Origin of the sequence: Herpetosiphon geysericola (assembly GCF_001306135.1) — a bacterium.
Taxonomy (GTDB): Bacteria; Chloroflexota; Chloroflexia; order Chloroflexales; family Herpetosiphonaceae; genus Herpetosiphon; species Herpetosiphon geysericola.
The window spans coordinates 19,285-35,175 of sequence record NZ_LGKP01000040.1 but is presented as its reverse complement, the minus strand read 5'-3'; the positions used below and the strand labels follow the sequence as shown (position 1 = coordinate 35,175).

22 protein-coding genes are annotated in these 15,891 nt (G+C 52.2%); 18 read left to right on the top strand and 4 right to left on the bottom strand.

Annotated elements, in window-relative coordinates:
* Positions 1-4 precede the first annotated feature (4 nt).
* From SE18_RS24040 to tatC, 17 genes are all read left to right on the top strand, one after another.
* Positions 5-352: a hypothetical protein gene (locus tag SE18_RS24040; RefSeq protein WP_054537029.1), complete on the top strand. Its 348-nt coding sequence runs from the start codon at positions 5-7 to the stop codon at positions 350-352.
* A gap of 204 nt (positions 353-556) precedes the next feature.
* Positions 557-1,132, top strand: a complete 576-nt coding sequence (gene rsmD, locus SE18_RS24035) for a 16S rRNA (guanine(966)-N(2))-methyltransferase RsmD (RefSeq protein ID WP_054537028.1) — start codon at positions 557-559, stop codon at positions 1,130-1,132.
* A gap of 6 nt (positions 1,133-1,138) precedes the next feature.
* A complete protein-coding gene (gene coaD, locus SE18_RS24030) occupies positions 1,139-1,636 on the top strand; it encodes a pantetheine-phosphate adenylyltransferase (RefSeq protein ID WP_054537027.1) in 498 nt (165 codons plus the stop codon).
* Positions 1,633-2,145 carry a hypothetical protein gene (locus SE18_RS24025; protein WP_201783534.1) on the top strand — a complete coding sequence of 171 codons (513 nt, stop codon included), beginning with the start codon at positions 1,633-1,635 and terminating at the stop codon, positions 2,143-2,145. The genes coaD and SE18_RS24025 overlap by 4 nt, the downstream gene beginning before the upstream one ends.
* Before the next feature lie 67 nt (positions 2,146-2,212).
* Entirely contained in the window at positions 2,213-2,749 is a 537-nt protein-coding gene (locus SE18_RS24020) for a YceD family protein (RefSeq protein ID WP_054537026.1), read from the top strand.
* Between the two features lie 6 nt (positions 2,750-2,755).
* Entirely contained in the window at positions 2,756-2,947 is a 192-nt protein-coding gene (gene rpmF, locus SE18_RS27005) for a 50S ribosomal protein L32 (protein ID WP_012188299.1), read from the top strand.
* A 119-nt stretch (positions 2,948-3,066) separates the two neighbouring features.
* Positions 3,067-4,053, top strand: coding sequence for a beta-ketoacyl-ACP synthase III (locus SE18_RS24015; RefSeq protein WP_054537025.1), 987 nt, complete (start codon positions 3,067-3,069; stop codon positions 4,051-4,053).
* Between the two features lie 137 nt (positions 4,054-4,190).
* A complete protein-coding gene (fabD, locus tag SE18_RS24010) occupies positions 4,191-5,123 on the top strand; it encodes an ACP S-malonyltransferase (protein WP_054537024.1) in 933 nt (310 codons plus the stop codon).
* A gap of 23 nt (positions 5,124-5,146) precedes the next feature.
* Complete coding sequence (locus SE18_RS24005) at positions 5,147-5,896, top strand: 3-oxoacyl-ACP reductase family protein (RefSeq protein WP_083470132.1); 750 nt, start codon at positions 5,147-5,149, stop codon at positions 5,894-5,896.
* A gap of 9 nt (positions 5,897-5,905) precedes the next feature.
* Entirely contained in the window at positions 5,906-6,649 is a 744-nt protein-coding gene (locus tag SE18_RS24000; RefSeq protein ID WP_054537022.1) for an SDR family oxidoreductase, read from the top strand.
* 16 nt (positions 6,650-6,665) lie between these two features.
* The gene (gene fabG, locus SE18_RS23995) at positions 6,666-7,421 is read left to right on the top strand and encodes a 3-oxoacyl-[acyl-carrier-protein] reductase (RefSeq protein ID WP_054537021.1); all 756 of its coding nucleotides are present in this window, start codon (positions 6,666-6,668) and stop codon (positions 7,419-7,421) included.
* A gap of 48 nt (positions 7,422-7,469) precedes the next feature.
* The gene (gene accC / locus SE18_RS23990) at positions 7,470-8,837 is read left to right on the top strand and encodes an acetyl-CoA carboxylase biotin carboxylase subunit (RefSeq protein WP_054537020.1); all 1,368 of its coding nucleotides are present in this window, start codon (positions 7,470-7,472) and stop codon (positions 8,835-8,837) included.
* Between the two features lie 19 nt (positions 8,838-8,856).
* Positions 8,857-9,207 (top strand): Asp23/Gls24 family envelope stress response protein, encoded by a 351-nt coding sequence (locus tag SE18_RS23985; RefSeq protein WP_054537019.1) that lies wholly within the window; start codon positions 8,857-8,859, stop codon positions 9,205-9,207.
* Positions 9,185-9,625 (top strand): transcription antitermination factor NusB, encoded by a 441-nt coding sequence (gene nusB / locus SE18_RS23980; RefSeq protein ID WP_054537018.1) that lies wholly within the window; start codon positions 9,185-9,187, stop codon positions 9,623-9,625. The genes SE18_RS23985 and nusB overlap by 23 nt, the downstream gene beginning before the upstream one ends.
* Positions 9,626-9,676: 51 nt before the next feature.
* A complete protein-coding gene (locus tag SE18_RS23975; RefSeq protein ID WP_054537017.1) occupies positions 9,677-9,916 on the top strand; it encodes an acyl carrier protein in 240 nt (79 codons plus the stop codon).
* A gap of 134 nt (positions 9,917-10,050) precedes the next feature.
* Complete coding sequence (tatB, locus tag SE18_RS23970) at positions 10,051-10,521, top strand: Sec-independent protein translocase protein TatB (RefSeq protein WP_054537016.1); 471 nt, start codon at positions 10,051-10,053, stop codon at positions 10,519-10,521.
* Positions 10,514-11,260, top strand: coding sequence for a twin-arginine translocase subunit TatC (tatC, locus tag SE18_RS23965; RefSeq protein ID WP_054537015.1), 747 nt, complete (start codon positions 10,514-10,516; stop codon positions 11,258-11,260). Before tatB ends, tatC begins: the two co-directional genes overlap by 8 nt.
* A 51-nt stretch (positions 11,261-11,311) precedes the next feature.
* Here the strand turns inward: tatC and SE18_RS23960 are convergent, their stop codons facing one another.
* The 4 genes from SE18_RS23960 to SE18_RS23945 form a co-directional block, all read right to left on the bottom strand.
* Positions 11,312-12,388 (bottom strand): hypothetical protein, encoded by a 1,077-nt coding sequence (locus SE18_RS23960; RefSeq protein ID WP_054537014.1) that lies wholly within the window; start codon positions 12,386-12,388, stop codon positions 11,312-11,314.
* A 70-nt stretch (positions 12,389-12,458) separates the two neighbouring features.
* Entirely contained in the window at positions 12,459-12,713 is a 255-nt protein-coding gene (locus tag SE18_RS23955; protein ID WP_054537013.1) for a hypothetical protein, read from the bottom strand.
* A gap of 24 nt (positions 12,714-12,737) precedes the next feature.
* Positions 12,738-14,225: a glutamate--tRNA ligase gene (gltX, locus tag SE18_RS23950; RefSeq protein ID WP_054537012.1), complete on the bottom strand. Its 1,488-nt coding sequence runs from the start codon at positions 14,223-14,225 to the stop codon at positions 12,738-12,740.
* A 140-nt stretch (positions 14,226-14,365) separates the two neighbouring features.
* Positions 14,366-14,653: a hypothetical protein gene (locus SE18_RS23945; protein WP_054537011.1), complete on the bottom strand. Its 288-nt coding sequence runs from the start codon at positions 14,651-14,653 to the stop codon at positions 14,366-14,368.
* Between the two features lie 354 nt (positions 14,654-15,007).
* Between SE18_RS23945 and SE18_RS23940 the strand changes: the two genes are divergently transcribed.
* The gene (locus SE18_RS23940; protein WP_054537010.1) at positions 15,008-15,874 is read left to right on the top strand and encodes a plastocyanin/azurin family copper-binding protein; all 867 of its coding nucleotides are present in this window, start codon (positions 15,008-15,010) and stop codon (positions 15,872-15,874) included.
* Positions 15,875-15,891 lie beyond the last annotated feature (17 nt).

Below are 15,891 nucleotides of genomic sequence, written 5' to 3'. Positions count from 1 at the left end.
GAAAATGACAGAGCAATGGCCAGAAGATGCCGAGCAAATTGGCAATTTAGTATTTGTGCCCAACCGCGAATATCCCTATCCATTTAAGGTGGCAGTGCCACCACGCTTTTGGATGGAAGAACAAACTGGGGTGTTAGAAGCTGCCGTCGATGCTTATATGAACGGCGAGCGCCTGGATGAAGGCCAACTAGCGGCTTTGAAACTGTATTTGACCCAATATGTTGAGCGGGCGGTGATGGCCCACGATGCCAATCGTCAAAAATATACTGGGCTGATCAAAAAAATGCGCACCATCCACGATATTGAATCGATTGCCGACGAGCTAGCCGAATTCGGGGCAGAAGTCTTTTAGGAAAGTCAAAAATCAAAAGTCAAAGGGCAAAATATTAAGTAGAGAACAAAATCAAAAAAGTCTAGTTCCAAACCAATCTCTAGCTAGCATTTGATCAATACCAAGTTTTATCTATCTTTGATCAATAATTCTTGGCATTTTTTTGACTTCTGACTTCTGACTTTTGCCCTTTGACTTCTGACTTTATTTACGGGGTTACTACCAATGCGGGTGATTACTGGCAGTGCCAAGGGGCGACAATTAAAAGGCCCGCCGGATATTGGCACTCGCCCGATGCTTGATCGGGTCAAAGAATCGTTATTTGCTATTTTAGAGGGCTTTGATGCCTTTGAAGGCCGTGCCTTAGATTTATTTGCTGGCACCGGATCGTTGGGCATCGAGTGTTTATCGCGTGGGGCTGAATGGGCCGATTTTGTCGAGGCGCGCAGCCATGTGGCGGCGGTTACCAAAGACAACCTCAAAACGACCAAACTGGCTGAGCGAGCCAAAGTTTGGAATATTTCCGTCGATAAATTTCTGCAAATCATCGACGAAAAAACAAAATATGCTATAATCCTGCTCGATCCGCCATATGCTATGGAAGGCATTCCCGACCTTGTGGTGCGGGTTGCTGAACGCGGCATTTTAGATCCAAATGGCGTATTAGTTTTAGGCCATTGGCCAAAGCTGGTGATGCCGCCCCAACTTGGGCCACTGAGTTTACTCAAGCATCGGCGTATCGGCGATTCCTGTTTCTCAATGTATGAATTGAGCCCAGCGTTACCGCCGCAATCGGAGTAATCACCTGTGACTATTGCTGTCTACCCTGCAAGCTTCGACCCGATTACCAACGGACATCTTGATGTTACCGAGCGCGCATCACGGTTGTTTGATGAGTTGGTCTTAGCGGTAGCTGATCGTCCGTACAAAAAGTTGCTCTTTACCACCGAGCAACGGATTGCCATGATTCGCGAATCGGTAGCGCACCTGCCAAATGTGCGGGTGGATGCTTTTTCGAGTTTAGTTGTGGAGTATGCGCTTGGGATTAATGCGACGGTCTTGGTACGCGGCTTGCGGGCCTCGACCGACTTTGAGCACGAATTTCAAATGGCGCATATCAATCATCACTTGGCTCCCACGCTTGATACGGTCTGTTTGATGGCTGATCAACGCTTTACGTTGCTTAGCTCAAGCGCGGTGCGCGAAATTGCGGCCTATGGCGGCGACGTTAGCTCGTTTGTGCCCGCCCATATTGCCCTTGCGCTCAAGCAAGCCTATCAAAAGCATGAGGAGTCACGCACATGAGCGAACAAGCCCAATGGGGAGAACAGCCCAGTGAACATCAGGAAGCAACCAGCGTGGAGCCAGTCGGGCAACACCAGCGCCCCCCAGAATATGCTGAGGCCGAGTTTGAGCGCCTGATTAACGAGTTGGAAGAGGTTTTAGCGAGTGGTGGCCGTGTGCCCTTAACCAGCCGATTAATGATCGACGAGAAGCAAGTCTTCGACATTATCGACCGGATGCGGGTTGCGGTTCCCAATGAATTACGCCAAGCACGCCAGATTGTGCGCGAACGCGACCAACTGATCGAGGCAACAAAAAAGAAAATTGCGTTAACGCTTTCGGAACAGGGCATGCTTGAAATTGCCCAGCGCGAACGCACCAGAATGATTGCCGAAGCAGAATCAGAAGCAGCCAAAGTGCGCTCTGATGCCGATGAATATGCGCGTCAAGTGTTGCTCAACCTTGAAGAACATATCGGCAAATCGCTGACAATTATTCAAAATGGCCTCGATGAACTGGGCGTAGTTTGACAGAGCGCGCTCTCGCGCCTATAATGTCACGTCGCTTGCGGGTTGAATTCCAGCAGGAGGTCACTGTATGTCATCCGAACTCCAATTCAATGTATCCCAACTGTTGCAAGAATACGTTGGGGCGACCCGCCAGTATACATATGAAAACGAACAACTTGATTTGGGTGATGGTACGAGCCTGAGGATTACCGAAGGCGATGTTAAAATGACCCGCACCAAAAATGGGGTCTTAGTTGATGCCGCGATGAGCGGCAACGTCACCGTAGAATGTGTGCGATGCTTAAGCGATTTCAGCCAACCTGTTGAGTTCGATTTCGCTGAAGAATATTTTGCGACGGTTCATGCAACGACGGGCGCACCGTTGCCAGAACCAGAAGAGCCTGATGTGTTCAAAATTAACGGCAACCATTTGCTTGATCTTGGCGATGCTGCCCGTGAATACACGCTCATCAACTTACCAATCGCGCCGATTTGTCGCCCAGATTGTCGTGGATTGTCGTTCGACGGCCAAAACCGCAACGATAACCCAGCAGCCGACGATCTGGACGATCAAGTGATCGATGAGCGTTTAGCCGCGCTCAAACAATTGCTGAAAGGAGCCTAGTTTCTCATGGGCGCATTGCCACGACGTAAAATTACCCGCGAACAACGCGGGCACCGCCGCCAACACCTTGCTTTGACCGCACCTTCATTGTCGGCTTGTCCAAACTGTGGCGGCTATCGCCGTCCACACCGCGTTTGCTTGAATTGCGGTACCTACAAGGGTCGCCAATACCTCAAGAAGGACAATGCTGAAGCATAAGCCATGTTTGGCAGCAAAGCAGCGAAAGGGTCGAGAACATGGTTCTCGTCCCTTTCGCATTTTAGGCGGTTTATTGTGCAGTGCAGCATGAAACGGCTTCATCAGGGGAGTGTTTTGCAATGAATGCAGCAATTACTGGCTGGGGGCGCTATGCTCCCGAACGGGTGCTTACCAACGAAGAGCTTGAACAAATTGTCGATACCAATGCCGAATGGATTCAATCGCGCACTGGGATTCAGCGCCGCCATATTGTGGCCGAAGGCCAAGCAACCTCGGATATGGCCAGCCGCGCCGCGCGGATTGCGCTCGCTAAAGCTGGCGTGCAGCCGGAAGAGCTTGATTTGATTGTGGTTGCTACCACCTCGCCCGATTTGCTCTTGCCCTCAACCGCCGCTTTGGTCCAAACCAAATTGGGCGCAATCAACGCTGGCGTGATGGATATGAACGCCGCTTGCTGTGGCTTTTTATATGCGCTCAGCGCAGTCACCGCCATGATTCGCGGTGGTGGTGTGCGTAAAGTATTACTCTGCGGAGCAGAAACCATCTCGCCATTCTTAAATTGGCAGGATCGCAATACCTGCGTGATTTTCGGCGATGCTGCTGGCGCGGTTATTCTCGAAGCAACCGAGCAAGAACGCGGGCTGCAAGCTTATAAGTTGGGGGCAATCCCCGATACCGCCGAATTATTGTGGATCAAAGCTGGCGCAACGCTCTACCCTGCAACTCACGAGCGGCTTGATCAGTCTGAACAATATATTCAGATGAATGGCGCTGAAGTGTTCAAGTATGCTGTGCGCGCCATGGTCGAAAGTTCAGTCCATGTGTTGCAGCAAGTTGGCAAAACGCCTGCCGATGTGCAATTGGTCGTGCCGCATCAAGCGAATTTACGCATTATCGAAGCCGTCGCCAAGCGGCTCAACGTGCCAATGGAGCAGGTGTTTGTCAATATTCAAGAATATGGCAATACCTCAGCTGCCACCTTGCCCGTAGCGATCGCCGAAGCCGCCGATGCTGGCCGAATGCAGCCAGGCGACACGATTTTGCTGACCGCATTTGGCGGCGGCCTAACCTGGGCTTCGGGCGTGTTGGTGTGGGGCGGCAAGTAGAACATAGAGCATAGAGCACAGAACATAGAGGTTGAGGATCGGTCGTTGGGTGCTGGGGATCGGAACATGCTTCGCGGTTTTAAAACCGATCCCCAACCCCCAATTCCCGATCCCCAGCATAGATAGAAAGATACCCAATGACAATCGGATTGCTTTTTCCTGGCCAAGGCTCGCAGAAAGTGGGCATGGGCCGTGAGGTTTACGAACAATCGGCGGCGGCTCGGGCAATTTTTGCCGAAGCCAACGCAGTGCTGGGCTTTGATTTGGCGGCGTTGTGCTTTGATGGGCCAGAAGCTGATTTAACCGCAACTGAAAACACCCAACCAGCCTTGTTGACCGTGAGCGTGGCCTTGTTGGCGGCGCTTGCAGAGGCAGGTATAGTACTGAAGCCAAGCGTGGTTGCGGGCCATTCGTTGGGCGAATATAGCGCCTTAGTTGCTGCCAAAGCCCTTGATTTTGCTACTGCGCTGCGTTTGGTGCGCCAACGTGGCGAATTGATGGCTCAAGCCAGCGAAGGCGCAATGGCCGCCATCATTGGGCTGGATCTTGCGCCGCTCGAAGCCGTTTGCACCAATGTGAGCGAGCTTGGTGCGTGTGTCGTCGCCAACCAAAACGCCCCTGGCCAATTGGTGATTAGCGGCACAAGTGCAGCGGTTGCGGCAGCCAGCGAACAAGCCAAAGCTGCTGGGGCCAAAAAAATCATGCCCTTGAATGTCAGCGCCGCTTTTCACTCGCCCTTGATGGAAGCAACCGCTGCTGGTTTGGCTCCCGCAATTGCCACAGCGACGATTGCTGCTGCCCAAGTGCCAGTGATTGCCAATAGCACCGCCCAAGCAATCAGTAGCGCCGCCGAGATTCGGGCCGAGTTAGTGACCCAAATTACGGCTCCAGTGCGCTGGATTGCCACGATCGAACAAATGGCAGCCTTAGGTGTGCAAACTGTGATTGAAATTGGCGCTGGCAGCGTGCTGACTGGCTTGGTTAAGCGCATCGATCCCAGCTTGCAACGCCTGAATCTTGCCAGCTTTGATGACATAGCGAAGATTGGCGAGTACAATAACGCCCAGTAATGTACATGGGTGAGGCATTTGCTATGCGGGGAATGAAAGACCATGTGGCGATTGTTACCGGAGCATCGCGCGGCATTGGCCGAGCGATTGCTTTGGAGCTAGCCAGTTGGGGCGTTAAAGTCGTTGTCAATTATCAATCAAGTGCCGCCAAAGCTGAAACCGTGGTTGGTGAAATTCAGGCTGCTGGTGGCACGGCCATGGCGATTCAAGCAGATGTAACCGATCAGCAGGCAGTTGAAACCATGGTGACCCAAACCTTAACTGAATGGGGCGCGATTCACATTTTGATCAACAATGCGGGCATTACCCGTGACAACCTGTTTCAGCGTTTGAAAGACGAGGAATGGGACGATGTGATCAAAGCTGATCTGACCTCGGCGTTTTTATGCACCCAAGCGGTGTTGCCAGCGATGCGGGCCAACAGCTATGGCCGAATCGTTAGCATTGCCTCGTTGGCGGGCTTGGCGGGCAATGTTGGCCAAACCAACTATGCTGCGGCCAAGATGGGCTTGGTTGGCTTTTCCAAGGCTGTGGCCCGCGAAGTAACCGCCGATGGGATTGTGGTCAACGTGGTCGCGCCTGGCTATATTGACACTGACTTTATCGACCATATTCCGCAGTGGTTGCGAACCTGGGCGCTTGATGTGATTCCGCTCAAACGCTTTGGCAAAGTTGAAGAAGTTGCGCCAGCCGTTGCCTTTCTGGCCTCGCCTGCTGCATCGTATATTATTGGCCATGTGCTGACGATTGACGGCGGCTGGGTCATGCCATAGGGGTGCAGAATGAGTATCAACGATCAAGTGGCGATTGTCACAGGTGGCACTGGCGCGATTGGGCGCGAAGTTGTTTCAGGCCTCATTCAACGTGGTGCCCGCGTGGTTTTTTGCTATCGTCAACGCGATGAGCTGGCCGAAGAAATGTGCGCTACGATTGCCGATGAACAACGCCTAATTGCGATCAAGGCCGATGTGCGCGATGCTGAAGCCATGAACAGCCTTGTTGAGGTGGCGGTGCGGCGCTGGGAGCGGCTCGATATGCTGATCACCGCCCATTCAGCAGTCAACAACGCGCCAGTTGCGGAGATGACGCTGGAGCAATGGAACGATGTGCTTGAGACGATGCTGCGTGGCGTAACCCGCATTACCCGCGCGGTGTTGCGGCCAATGCAAAAAGCCCGCTATGGGCGGATTATTACAATTACTGGCTATCAGCCTTTGGCTGGCGGCCTGACCCAAGCCAATTATGCTGCTGCGCTTGGCGGAATTATTGGCTTTTCGAAATCGCTGGCCCGCGAGGTAGCGCCGTGGGGCATTACGGTCAATAGCGTTGCCCCGGGCCTAATTTCGCGGCCCCATATGTCGAGTTTTGACCCAAGTTATATCCCATGGGCCACCAATATTGTGCCGCTCAAACGGTTGGGCGCGCCTGCCGAGATTACGCCAGCGATTTTTATGTTGGCCAATCCAGAGGCGGGCTATATCACCGGCCAAGTGCTGCCAGTCGATGGCGGTTGGCGCATGGTTTAGTGTTGAAGGAGCAAGCATGCAACTAGATTTAACCGGTCGTGTCGCAATTGTGACTGGAGCTTCACGCGGCATCGGACGTTCGATTGCCGAGGCCTTGGCTGCGAGTGGCGCAGCTGTGGTGGTTAATTATCGTGGCAGCGAGGCAGCAGCGGCTGAGGTTGTTGCGGCAATTACGGCCAAGGGTGGCAAAGCGCTGGCTGTTCAAGCAGATGTCGCCGACCCTGCCAGCCACGAAACCTTGCTTAAAGCGACGACCGAAGCCTTTGGGCGGGTCGATATTCTGGTCAACAATGCTGGCATTACCCGTGATAACCTATTGTTGCGCATGAAAGAGAGCGAAGTCGATGATGTGTTGCAAACCAACTTGCGTGGCGTAATGTTGCTTACCAAGGCTGTGCTACGCCCGATGATGAAAAATAAATGGGGTCGCGTGATTACGATTAGCTCAGTGATTGGCCTGACGGGCAATGCTGGCCAAGCTAATTATGCTGCCGCCAAAGCAGGCCTGATTGGCTTTAGCAAATCGGTGGCCCAAGAAATGGCGTCGCGCGGGATCACTGCCAACGCAATTTGCCCAGGCTTTATTGAAACCGATATGACCCGCAACGCCATGTCCGAAGATTTGATCTCCAAAGCCTTGGATCGGATTCCCTTGGCGCGCATGGGCCAACCTGCCGAAATCGCCAACGCGGTAGTTTTCTTGGCTTCCGATGCTGCTGGCTATATCACTGGCCAAACCTTGGCCGTCGATGGCGGCATGACCATGTATTAGAGAGCAGCGTTGGGTCGCTTGCTTGAACGCTTTAGCTGAGGAACCACCATGTTACGCAAAATTCTGGTTGCCAATCGTGGCGAAATTGCCGTGCGGATTATTCGCGCCTGCCATGAACTAGGCATCAAAGCGGTTGCCGCCTATTCCGAGGCCGATCGTGATTCGTTGGCAGTGCGCATGGCCGATGAAGCAATTTGTATCGGTCCGCCAGCTCCCGCTAAATCCTACCTGAACGCGCCAGCCTTGATTAGTGCCGCGCTGATTAGCGATTGCGATGCGATTCACCCTGGCTACGGCTTTCTTTCGGAAAACCCCTATTTTGCCGAGAGCTGCCGCGAATGTGGCCTGACCTTCATTGGGCCTTCGGCAGATTCGATTCAGCGGATGGGCGATAAAGCCCTTGCCAAACAAGCCATGAAACTTGCTGGCCTGCCGCTTGTGCCTGGCACCGAAAACCCTTTGACCAGCGTTGAAGAAGCCCAAAGCCTAGCCGATGGCATTGGCTACCCAGTGCTCTTGAAGGCTGTCGCTGGCGGTGGCGGGCGCGGCATGCGTGTGGTCAACCAGCCTGACGAATTGGCCCGTGCCTTTAATACCGCCCGCGCTGAGGCCGAAGCCGCCTTTGGTCGTGGCGATTTGTATATGGAAAAATACTTGCCTGTTGTGCGCCACGTTGAAATTCAGATTTTGGCCGACCAGCATGGCAATGCAATTCACCTGGGCGAGCGCGATTGCTCGTTGCAACGCCGCCACCAAAAAGTCGTTGAAGAAGGCCCATCGCCAGCCCTGACCCCAGAATTGCGCCAAAAAATGGGCGAAGCCGCGTTGCATGGCGTGCGCGAAATTGGTTACTACAACGCTGGAACCATGGAATTTTTGCTCGATCATCAGGGAAATTTCTATTTTATGGAAATGAATACCCGCTTACAGGTCGAGCATCCCGTGACCGAATGGCTCACTGGGCTTGATCTGGTTAAGTGGCAAATTCGGATTGCTGCTGGCGAACGCTTGACGCTCACTCAGGATGACATTAAAATACGCGGGCATGCGATTGAATGTCGGATTAATGCCGAAGATGCTGACCGTGATTTTATGCCTGCTGGCGGGACTGTCGATCTCTATTTACCGCCAGGTGGCCCAGGCGTGCGGGTCGATTCACATCTGTATTCAGGCTATCGCACCCCCACCAACTACGATTCGATGTTAGCCAAAGTGATCGTATGGGGCGAAACGCGGCTTGAGGCCATTGAACGGATGCGGCGGGCATTAAGCGAGTGTGTGATTAGTGGCATTACAACCACCTTGCCATTTCAACTGCGCATGATGAACGAACCAGCTTTTGTGAGCGGTGACGTTGCCACGCACACCTTGGCTGATATTTTAAATCAACAGACTGCCAAAGAAGCGACAGCCTAGGGCAGTCGTGGAGAAAACCGTGAATCAACCATTTGGAACTGTGACAATTGCTCCCGATGTGCTTTCAGCGATTGTCTCGCTGACGGCCCAAGATGTTGCTGGCGTTGCGCGTTTGGGCAGCGTGCCCGGCCAACAACGGATGGGCAGCATGCTAGGGAGCGGAAGTGCCAACGCTGATGGCGTGGCAATTCGGGTTGTCGATGATAGTGTCAGTGCCGATTGCTACCTGATCGCCCAACCCGATATCAACTTGCTTGATCTCGGTGCTCGTGTTCAATCGGCGGTAACCGAAGCGTTAAACGAAATGGTCGGGATGCCCGTCCGTGGCGTTAACGTCTATATTCAGGATGTCGAGCAGAACCGTGGGTAGCCTTCGCCACCGAGTGCGTGCTGCGGCACTTCAGGCACTCTTTGAACTTGATCAAACCACCCACGACCTTGATTCGGTTGTTGCACGCATCAGCGATGATGAAATGTTCAGCGCAGAAGGTCGTGATTTTTTTGCCCGTATTGTCAATGGCGCATGGAGCAATCGTCAAGAGATTGATGACTTAATTGCTAAAATTGCCCCATCTTGGCCCGTCCACCAAATGCCAGGCGTGGATATTGCGGTGCTGCGCATCGCCTTGTTTGAAATTCTTTACGATGCGGCAGCGGATAAAGCTCCGGTTAAAGCCGTGATTAATGAAGCGGTCGAGCTGGCCAAACATTTCGGCAGTGATAATTCTGGCCGATTTGTCAATGGCGTGCTCAGTACCGTGGTCAATAAACCTGAATCCGAGGAGTAACGCAGCATTGTGGCGCGCCTCGGACTTATTTTCTATACGGAGATTCTACCAATGGCAGACTTAAACGAACGCTTGAAGAAATTGGTTGCTGAACAATTGGGCGTCGAAGAAGAAAAAATTGTCCCAAGCGCAACCTTCTTGGATGACCTCAACGCCGACTCACTCGATTTGGTCGAGTTGGTCATGTCGCTCGAAGAAGAATTCGGCGTAGAAATTACCGACGAAGAAGCTGAGAAATTGCGCACCGTCGGCGATGCCGAAGCATTTATCAAAGCACACATCCAAGAGTAATTTGTATGCGAACAGTGGACAATGCCACCCAAGGCTTAAACCTTGCGGCATTGTCCATTTGTTCTTTGTTGGGCTTGAGGTTAATACTTGCGTAAAGCGTATCCCCAAAGCCTTTAGCTAGTGGTCAGACGCTTATGACAATTTTTGGGATTGGCCCGTTTGAATTTGTGATCATCTTGGTGATTGCCCTCGTGGTCGTCGGCCCTGAACGCTTGCCTGAAATGCTGTTTCAAATTGGCCAGTGGATCAGCAAAGGCCGCAAGCTGATTAACGATCTGCGCAATCAGGCGCGCAACGAGTTGGGCGACGATTATGAATCAGTCGAGAAGATGGCCCGCCAGCTGCGCGATCTCGATCCGCGCCGCCAAATTCAGGAGCTTGGGCGCTCGATTCTCTCCGATGATGATCGGGCGATGATCGTCGACCTCGGCTTAGACCCCAAAACCACTGCCGCTGCCAACGTGATTGATCCAACTCCCAAACCACCCATGGCTCGCCCAGAGATTGCCAACCAAGCTCGTATGATGCTCGATGACGATTTGCTTGACCAACCACTCGATCAGGCATTGCGTGCCTCAGCCGCCGAGGAGCAAACCAATGGCTAAAGCTACACCTGTTGTTGATGGCACCATGACCTTGCTCGATCACTTGCGCGAGTTGCGCTCACGCCTCACCAAAGTTTCGATTGCAGTCTTAATTGGCATGCTTGGCGGCTTTTATATCGTCAATAGCACTGGCTTTATCAAATATCTGATTTTGAGCTTCGCTGGCGAGCAGGGCGTGCAAACTACCGAAGTCACCGAAACCTTCACTACCTACCTCAGCACCGCGTTAACGCTTGGGATTGCCGCTGCAATGCCAGTGATTATCTATCAACTGCTGGCCTTCTTAGCGCCCGGCCTGACCCGCACCGAACGCAAATGGATTTTTATTGGTTTGCCGTTGGTGATTTTCTGCTTTGTTGGGGGCATCGCTTTTGGCTGGTTTGTAACTGCGCCTGCTGCCATTAAATTTTTGATCAATTTTGGCACTGAGAATGCTGGCAATTTGATTGAAAATAAGCCACGGCTCGATGATTTTCTTTCGATTCTGACCCGCTTGCTGCTGATCAACGGGATTGTTTTTGAGTTGCCAATGATCATGTTTACCCTGACCAAAATTGGCATCCTCAACCCGCGCAAACTTGGGCGCTATCGCCGCTATGTTGTGCTGATCACGGTGGTGGCGGCAGCAATTCTGACTCCAACCGGCGATCCCGCCAACCTCGCATTTTTGGCGGTGCCGATGTATTTCTTGTTTGAATTTGGCTTGTTGCTAGGCCGCTTGGCTCAGCCCAAAGTCTAAGCCGCCAAGAGCCAGCTCTCGAGTTTGGTGGCTGGCTCTTAGGCATCGTGGCTAAACATTCACCATCAGCCGCCCAATTTCGCTGAGCAAGGTCAACAGCGCAATTGCTAGGGTCAAACGACAAACCTTGACGACAAAGCGTTCAAAGCGGGTAATTTCCTCATCACGAGCCACCCCTTTGAGATTGACATCCTCACGCAGGGCTTGCCAGATCCAGTTGGTGGGCATGCGCACGACCAGCGGCGTAAGTGCCGACCAGACTACATAGCCCACCGCCAAAATCGCTAGCGGCTGCAAGTGCTCAAGGAACGAAACCAAAATAAACGAGAGCAAGGTCGTCCAAACAAACATCAACAAGGCTTTGATATAGCGCAACACCAAACGTCGTAGACATAACGCATAGCGCACTACCGAAATTTCAGTGCGTGCTACTTCTTCAATCAAGGTGCGATCGAGAAAGCCCGATAAGCCCAAGGCCGTGTTAAAACGCTCGGTTGCTTGCTGGCTGATTTGGCTTTGGTTGACCCCTTGGCTGGCTAGTTGAGCCGCATCACGGCTGGGTGGCACGATCAAGCCCTCGCTTTGCTGATAAACATGATCATAAAATGCTGCTTCGTGGCGCTCGAAGGGTAAAATAAACTCCAGCAAATCGGAATTATATTGATGCTGAATAACTGCGCGTTTGACTGCTGGCGCTTCGTCGGTGGAAAACGCCAAGCCCGAAAGAATAAAGCGCGGGTTAAACAGTTTATGGGTAAAGCCAGGGCTTTGGTTGGCAAAATAAAAGTAGACAATATCCTTCAGCAACAGCAAAAATGCATACAGCGGAATGCCCAAGGTTGCGATAAACGGAATAAACAGTAGCGTGTAGAGGCTCAAATCGGCAACTGCCGACCACGAAAATTGGCCAGCTTGCCACAGCGTAAAGAGCTGGGCAATCTGGGTGAGCACAATCTCGTTGATGTCGCTAATCGCATCGCGAAAAAAGACTGGCAACAAAATCAATAAGCCTGCGCCATTCAAAAAGACACCTGCAATGCGGTGCATCGTCGAGATCCGCACTTCGGCGCGTTGCAGAAATGCGCGCATCGCTTGGCGTTCATCGCTGGTTGGTTGATAAGAATCCATGGCCTTTCCCTTTAATCAAAAGCAGCCCCTAGCATTGCTGCTAGAGGCCGTTGGCTCCGTTAGGTGCAGGTTACTCTGCGCCTTCTTCGGTTGGCAACGAGGTTGAAATATCGTAAATCAAAATCTGAACATCCAAATCGTGTTCGGTTAACAAGGCGATTGAACGTTCGCGGGTTGCTTCACGAATGGCATCCTCGTGGTCGGCTGGGGCATAAACCCGAATCGCCAACTCATCGCTACCCCGTTTTTTATAGCGTAACACGGCATCGGGCGAAACTCCCAAGACCAAGTTGGTCAATTCGGTTTTGGCATCGTCAAGCGTCATTGAACATCCTCCTGACTAATCGAACTATACAGAGGCAGAGGAAAGCGCCGCAGCAGCAGTGCTGATTCGAGCAAGCGTCACAGCTTTACCTAACACGGCCATGGTTTCAAACAGGCCTGGCGAGGTGGTTCGCCCAGTGAGCGCAACCCGAATAGGCATAAAGACTTGGGGGATTTTTAGCCCAAGTTGATTGACAAAATCATGCAAAAGCTTGTCTAAACTTGGGCTATCCCACGTGTCGAGAGCTTCCAAGCTGGCCTTGACTTGGCCAAGAACCTCGACTGTTTGCGCTGGGTCGCCCTTCTTTGGCACCAATAAGGCTGGGTCGTAGCCTTGGGGGTCGACAAAGAAGAAATCAAGCAATTCTGGTGCTTCGCTGAGTAGCTTAATCCGTTCTTGGACTAATGGCAAGTATTCGGCCACCTTGGCTAGTTCGGCCTCGCTTGGTTCAGCACTAATCAAGCCAGCCTTGCTCAGATAGGGGGCGATGCGTTGCGCCAAATCAGCAGCAGCCAAATTGCGCAAATAAACCCCGTTGAAGTGCAAGAGCTTATCGCGGTCGAACACCCCGCCCGATGGGCGAATCCGATTCAGATCAAAGCGCTCGATCAACTCTGCAAGGGTCATAAACTCAGTTTTATCGTCGTATGACCAGCCAATTAAAGCCAAATAGTTGATGATTGCTTCGGGCAAAAAGCCAAGCTCAATATACTCGGTAACCGAGGTATCGCCATGGCGTTTGGAAAGCTTCTTGCCATCGCTGCCCAACACTTGCGGCACATGGACCCAAACCGGTTGCTCCCAGCCAAAGGCCTCGTAAATCTGGTGATGAATTGGCCAAGTTGGCAGCCATTCATCAGCCCGCAACACGTGGGTGATCCCCATTAAGTGATCATCGACCATAGCGGCGAGGGCATAGGTTGGGAAGCCATCGGTTTTCAACAGCACAGGATCGGGCATTTTCAAGGCCGCATTATCAAACTCAATTTGGCCACGAACCAGATCATGGACGATGGTTTTGCCTGTCGTTTTGAGGCTCAGCCGCACGTTATATGGCTCGCCAGCTGCTTCACGGGCTGCGTCGTCGATGCCAGGCAAATTGCGAAACACCAAGAGCTTTGGCTCGCCACGCGCCTCGCGCTCGGCGTTGAGGGCAGCAATTTCTTCGGCGGTGGCATACGAACGGTAAGCCACGCCTTTATCGATCAAGCTTGTAGCGTGAGCCTGATAAATATCCAAGCGTTCGGATTGTTTATAAGGTGTGTGAGGACCGCCAACAATTGGACCTTCATCCCACATTAGGCCGATCGCTTGCAGCGAACTCGTTAATTGTTCTTCTGCGCCTTCAACAAAGCGCTTGCGATCGGTATCTTCAATCCGTAATAAAAATTGACCGCCAGTGTGGCGTGCCCACAACCAGCTAAATAACACGGTACGTAAACTACCGATATGCAGATAGCCCGTCGGACTTGGCGCAAAGCGCGTGCGGGCTGGAGTTGGACGATCCGACATAATACCTCCTTGCGTCGCGATTATACCATAGCCGTTGCTGGCGGTGATATACGCACCCGACCCTTCTCGCTTAAACAGTAACGCCACGTCGACAAGTAGCTACTCGTAACGTGGCGCAAGCGTAATCTTGGAGCAACCCTTTAGCCAACAGCCTCGGCAATTTCATCGAAGGTAAATGGCGAGCCAGCTCGGCGCGCGTCATCATTTAACATTGGCTCTAAGATCCGTTGCAATGCCATTACGTGTGAGCACGTGTTCCAATGGGCAAAAAATTCACAATCACAGTGCCATTCACCGCTTGCCAATAGCTGAACTTCGTGGTTATTGCCACCACGGAAGGTAGCGCTAAACTGTTGAATTGCAATCCGTTCTGGTTCTTGGGCGTACCGTTTGGCTTTGTCGATCTTGCTAATCATATCGGAGTACATTGGACGATCCTCCTTATATAGCGAAAAACGCCGTGAGCCGTTCCCACGCCGTAGCGTTGGTACAAAAAACGACACAGGCTGATGCCTCTGTCGTGCTATCGTTAACCCAATTGTCGAATTCAATTCGCATGTGGGTGGGCCTTTCCATTACCGCAGCCTCTTGGTGTGTATTATAACAGTGCCTGTGGGGGCGTCAAGGAACTTTTAGTGAATCTTTGTGAGCATTTGGTGAGCAATTGACTACCAATTGGCCTATCCAAAACAATGCCGATTTTTTGAGACCAAGCCTAACCCATTATGCTATAATTCAGTGTATACGTTTGCCAACGAACAGATGCTTTATGGAGGAAATCGATGCCTATTCGGCGCTGGACACGTCCGCTTGCGGGCGTTTTATTAGCAGGCACGTTGGTTGCTTGCGGTGGTACTACTGACGACAACGTAGGGGTTTTTAAAGGTGTCCCCGATGTCGCGGTTGCTGGCTCAGTGAGCAATGATTTGACCATTGATAGTGCCGATGGTGCAACCTTGGCCTTTGCCAAAACCGAGTTAACCGCAGGGACTGGCGAAATTAAAGTAACCTTCAATAATAAGGGTGTTGTGCCCCACAACTGGGTGTTGGTCAACCCTGGCGAAGAAGATAAAACCGTGGCCGACGCAGCAACTGCCACCAATTTTGAAGCTGCTAACGCCTTAGCCCACACCAAAACGATTGATGGCGGCGCTAATGACACAGCTACCTTCAACATTGCTGAGCCAGGTACCTACAGCTATGTCTGTACCTACCCTGGCCACTATGCAGCTGGCATGAAGGGCACGTTTAAGGTCGTTGCTGCTGGTGGCGGTGGCGCTGCTGCGCCTGCTGGCGGTGGTGCTGGCGTAACCGTCGATAGCGCTGCTGGAGCCGATTTGAAGTTTGCCCAAACTGAGCTTAGCGCGAGCGCAGGCAACGTTAAAGTAACCTTCAATAATGTTGGCGCTGTGCCCCACAACGTTGTGATTGTCAAACCAGGCGAAGAGCAAAAAGCTGTTGATTCAGCGGTTGCTAACGCCCCTGATTTCACGCCAAGCGCTGATACGGCGCTTGCTTTCACCAAAACGATCAATGCTGGCGAAACTGACAGTGTTGATGCTCAATTGGAGCCAGGTACCTACAGCTATATTTGTGCCTATCCCGGCCACTATGCAGCTGGCATGAAGGGTACCCTAACGGTCAAATAAGCTGATTCGCTGCAACC

Excerpts from the sequence above, each read along its gene's own strand:
- SE18_RS24040 (WP_054537029.1), top strand. The coding sequence starts at position 5 with ATGACAGAGCAATGGCCAGAAGATGCCGAGCAAATTGGCAATTTAGTA.
- rsmD (WP_054537028.1), top strand. The coding sequence starts at position 557 with ATGCGGGTGATTACTGGCAGTGCCAAGGGGCGACAATTAAAAGGCCCG.
- SE18_RS24025 (WP_201783534.1), top strand. The coding sequence starts at position 1,633 with ATGAGCGAACAAGCCCAATGGGGAGAACAGCCCAGTGAACATCAGGAA.
- SE18_RS24020 (WP_054537026.1), top strand. The coding sequence starts at position 2,213 with ATGTCATCCGAACTCCAATTCAATGTATCCCAACTGTTGCAAGAATAC.
- rpmF (WP_012188299.1), top strand. The coding sequence starts at position 2,756 with ATGGGCGCATTGCCACGACGTAAAATTACCCGCGAACAACGCGGGCAC.
- SE18_RS24015 (WP_054537025.1), top strand. The coding sequence starts at position 3,067 with ATGAATGCAGCAATTACTGGCTGGGGGCGCTATGCTCCCGAACGGGTG.
- fabD (WP_054537024.1), top strand. The coding sequence starts at position 4,191 with ATGACAATCGGATTGCTTTTTCCTGGCCAAGGCTCGCAGAAAGTGGGC.
- SE18_RS24005 (WP_083470132.1), top strand. The coding sequence starts at position 5,147 with ATGCGGGGAATGAAAGACCATGTGGCGATTGTTACCGGAGCATCGCGC.
- SE18_RS24000 (WP_054537022.1), top strand. The coding sequence starts at position 5,906 with ATGAGTATCAACGATCAAGTGGCGATTGTCACAGGTGGCACTGGCGCG.
- fabG (WP_054537021.1), top strand. The coding sequence starts at position 6,666 with ATGCAACTAGATTTAACCGGTCGTGTCGCAATTGTGACTGGAGCTTCA.
- accC (WP_054537020.1), top strand. The coding sequence starts at position 7,470 with ATGTTACGCAAAATTCTGGTTGCCAATCGTGGCGAAATTGCCGTGCGG.
- nusB (WP_054537018.1), top strand. The coding sequence starts at position 9,185 with ATGTCGAGCAGAACCGTGGGTAGCCTTCGCCACCGAGTGCGTGCTGCG.
- SE18_RS23975 (WP_054537017.1), top strand. The coding sequence starts at position 9,677 with ATGGCAGACTTAAACGAACGCTTGAAGAAATTGGTTGCTGAACAATTG.
- tatB (WP_054537016.1), top strand. The coding sequence starts at position 10,051 with ATGACAATTTTTGGGATTGGCCCGTTTGAATTTGTGATCATCTTGGTG.
- tatC (WP_054537015.1), top strand. The coding sequence starts at position 10,514 with ATGGCTAAAGCTACACCTGTTGTTGATGGCACCATGACCTTGCTCGAT.
- SE18_RS23960 (WP_054537014.1), bottom strand. The coding sequence starts at position 12,388 with ATGGATTCTTATCAACCAACCAGCGATGAACGCCAAGCGATGCGCGCA.
- SE18_RS23955 (WP_054537013.1), bottom strand. The coding sequence starts at position 12,713 with ATGACGCTTGACGATGCCAAAACCGAATTGACCAACTTGGTCTTGGGA.
- gltX (WP_054537012.1), bottom strand. The coding sequence starts at position 14,225 with ATGTCGGATCGTCCAACTCCAGCCCGCACGCGCTTTGCGCCAAGTCCG.
- SE18_RS23945 (WP_054537011.1), bottom strand. The coding sequence starts at position 14,653 with ATGTACTCCGATATGATTAGCAAGATCGACAAAGCCAAACGGTACGCC.
- SE18_RS23940 (WP_054537010.1), top strand. The coding sequence starts at position 15,008 with ATGCCTATTCGGCGCTGGACACGTCCGCTTGCGGGCGTTTTATTAGCA.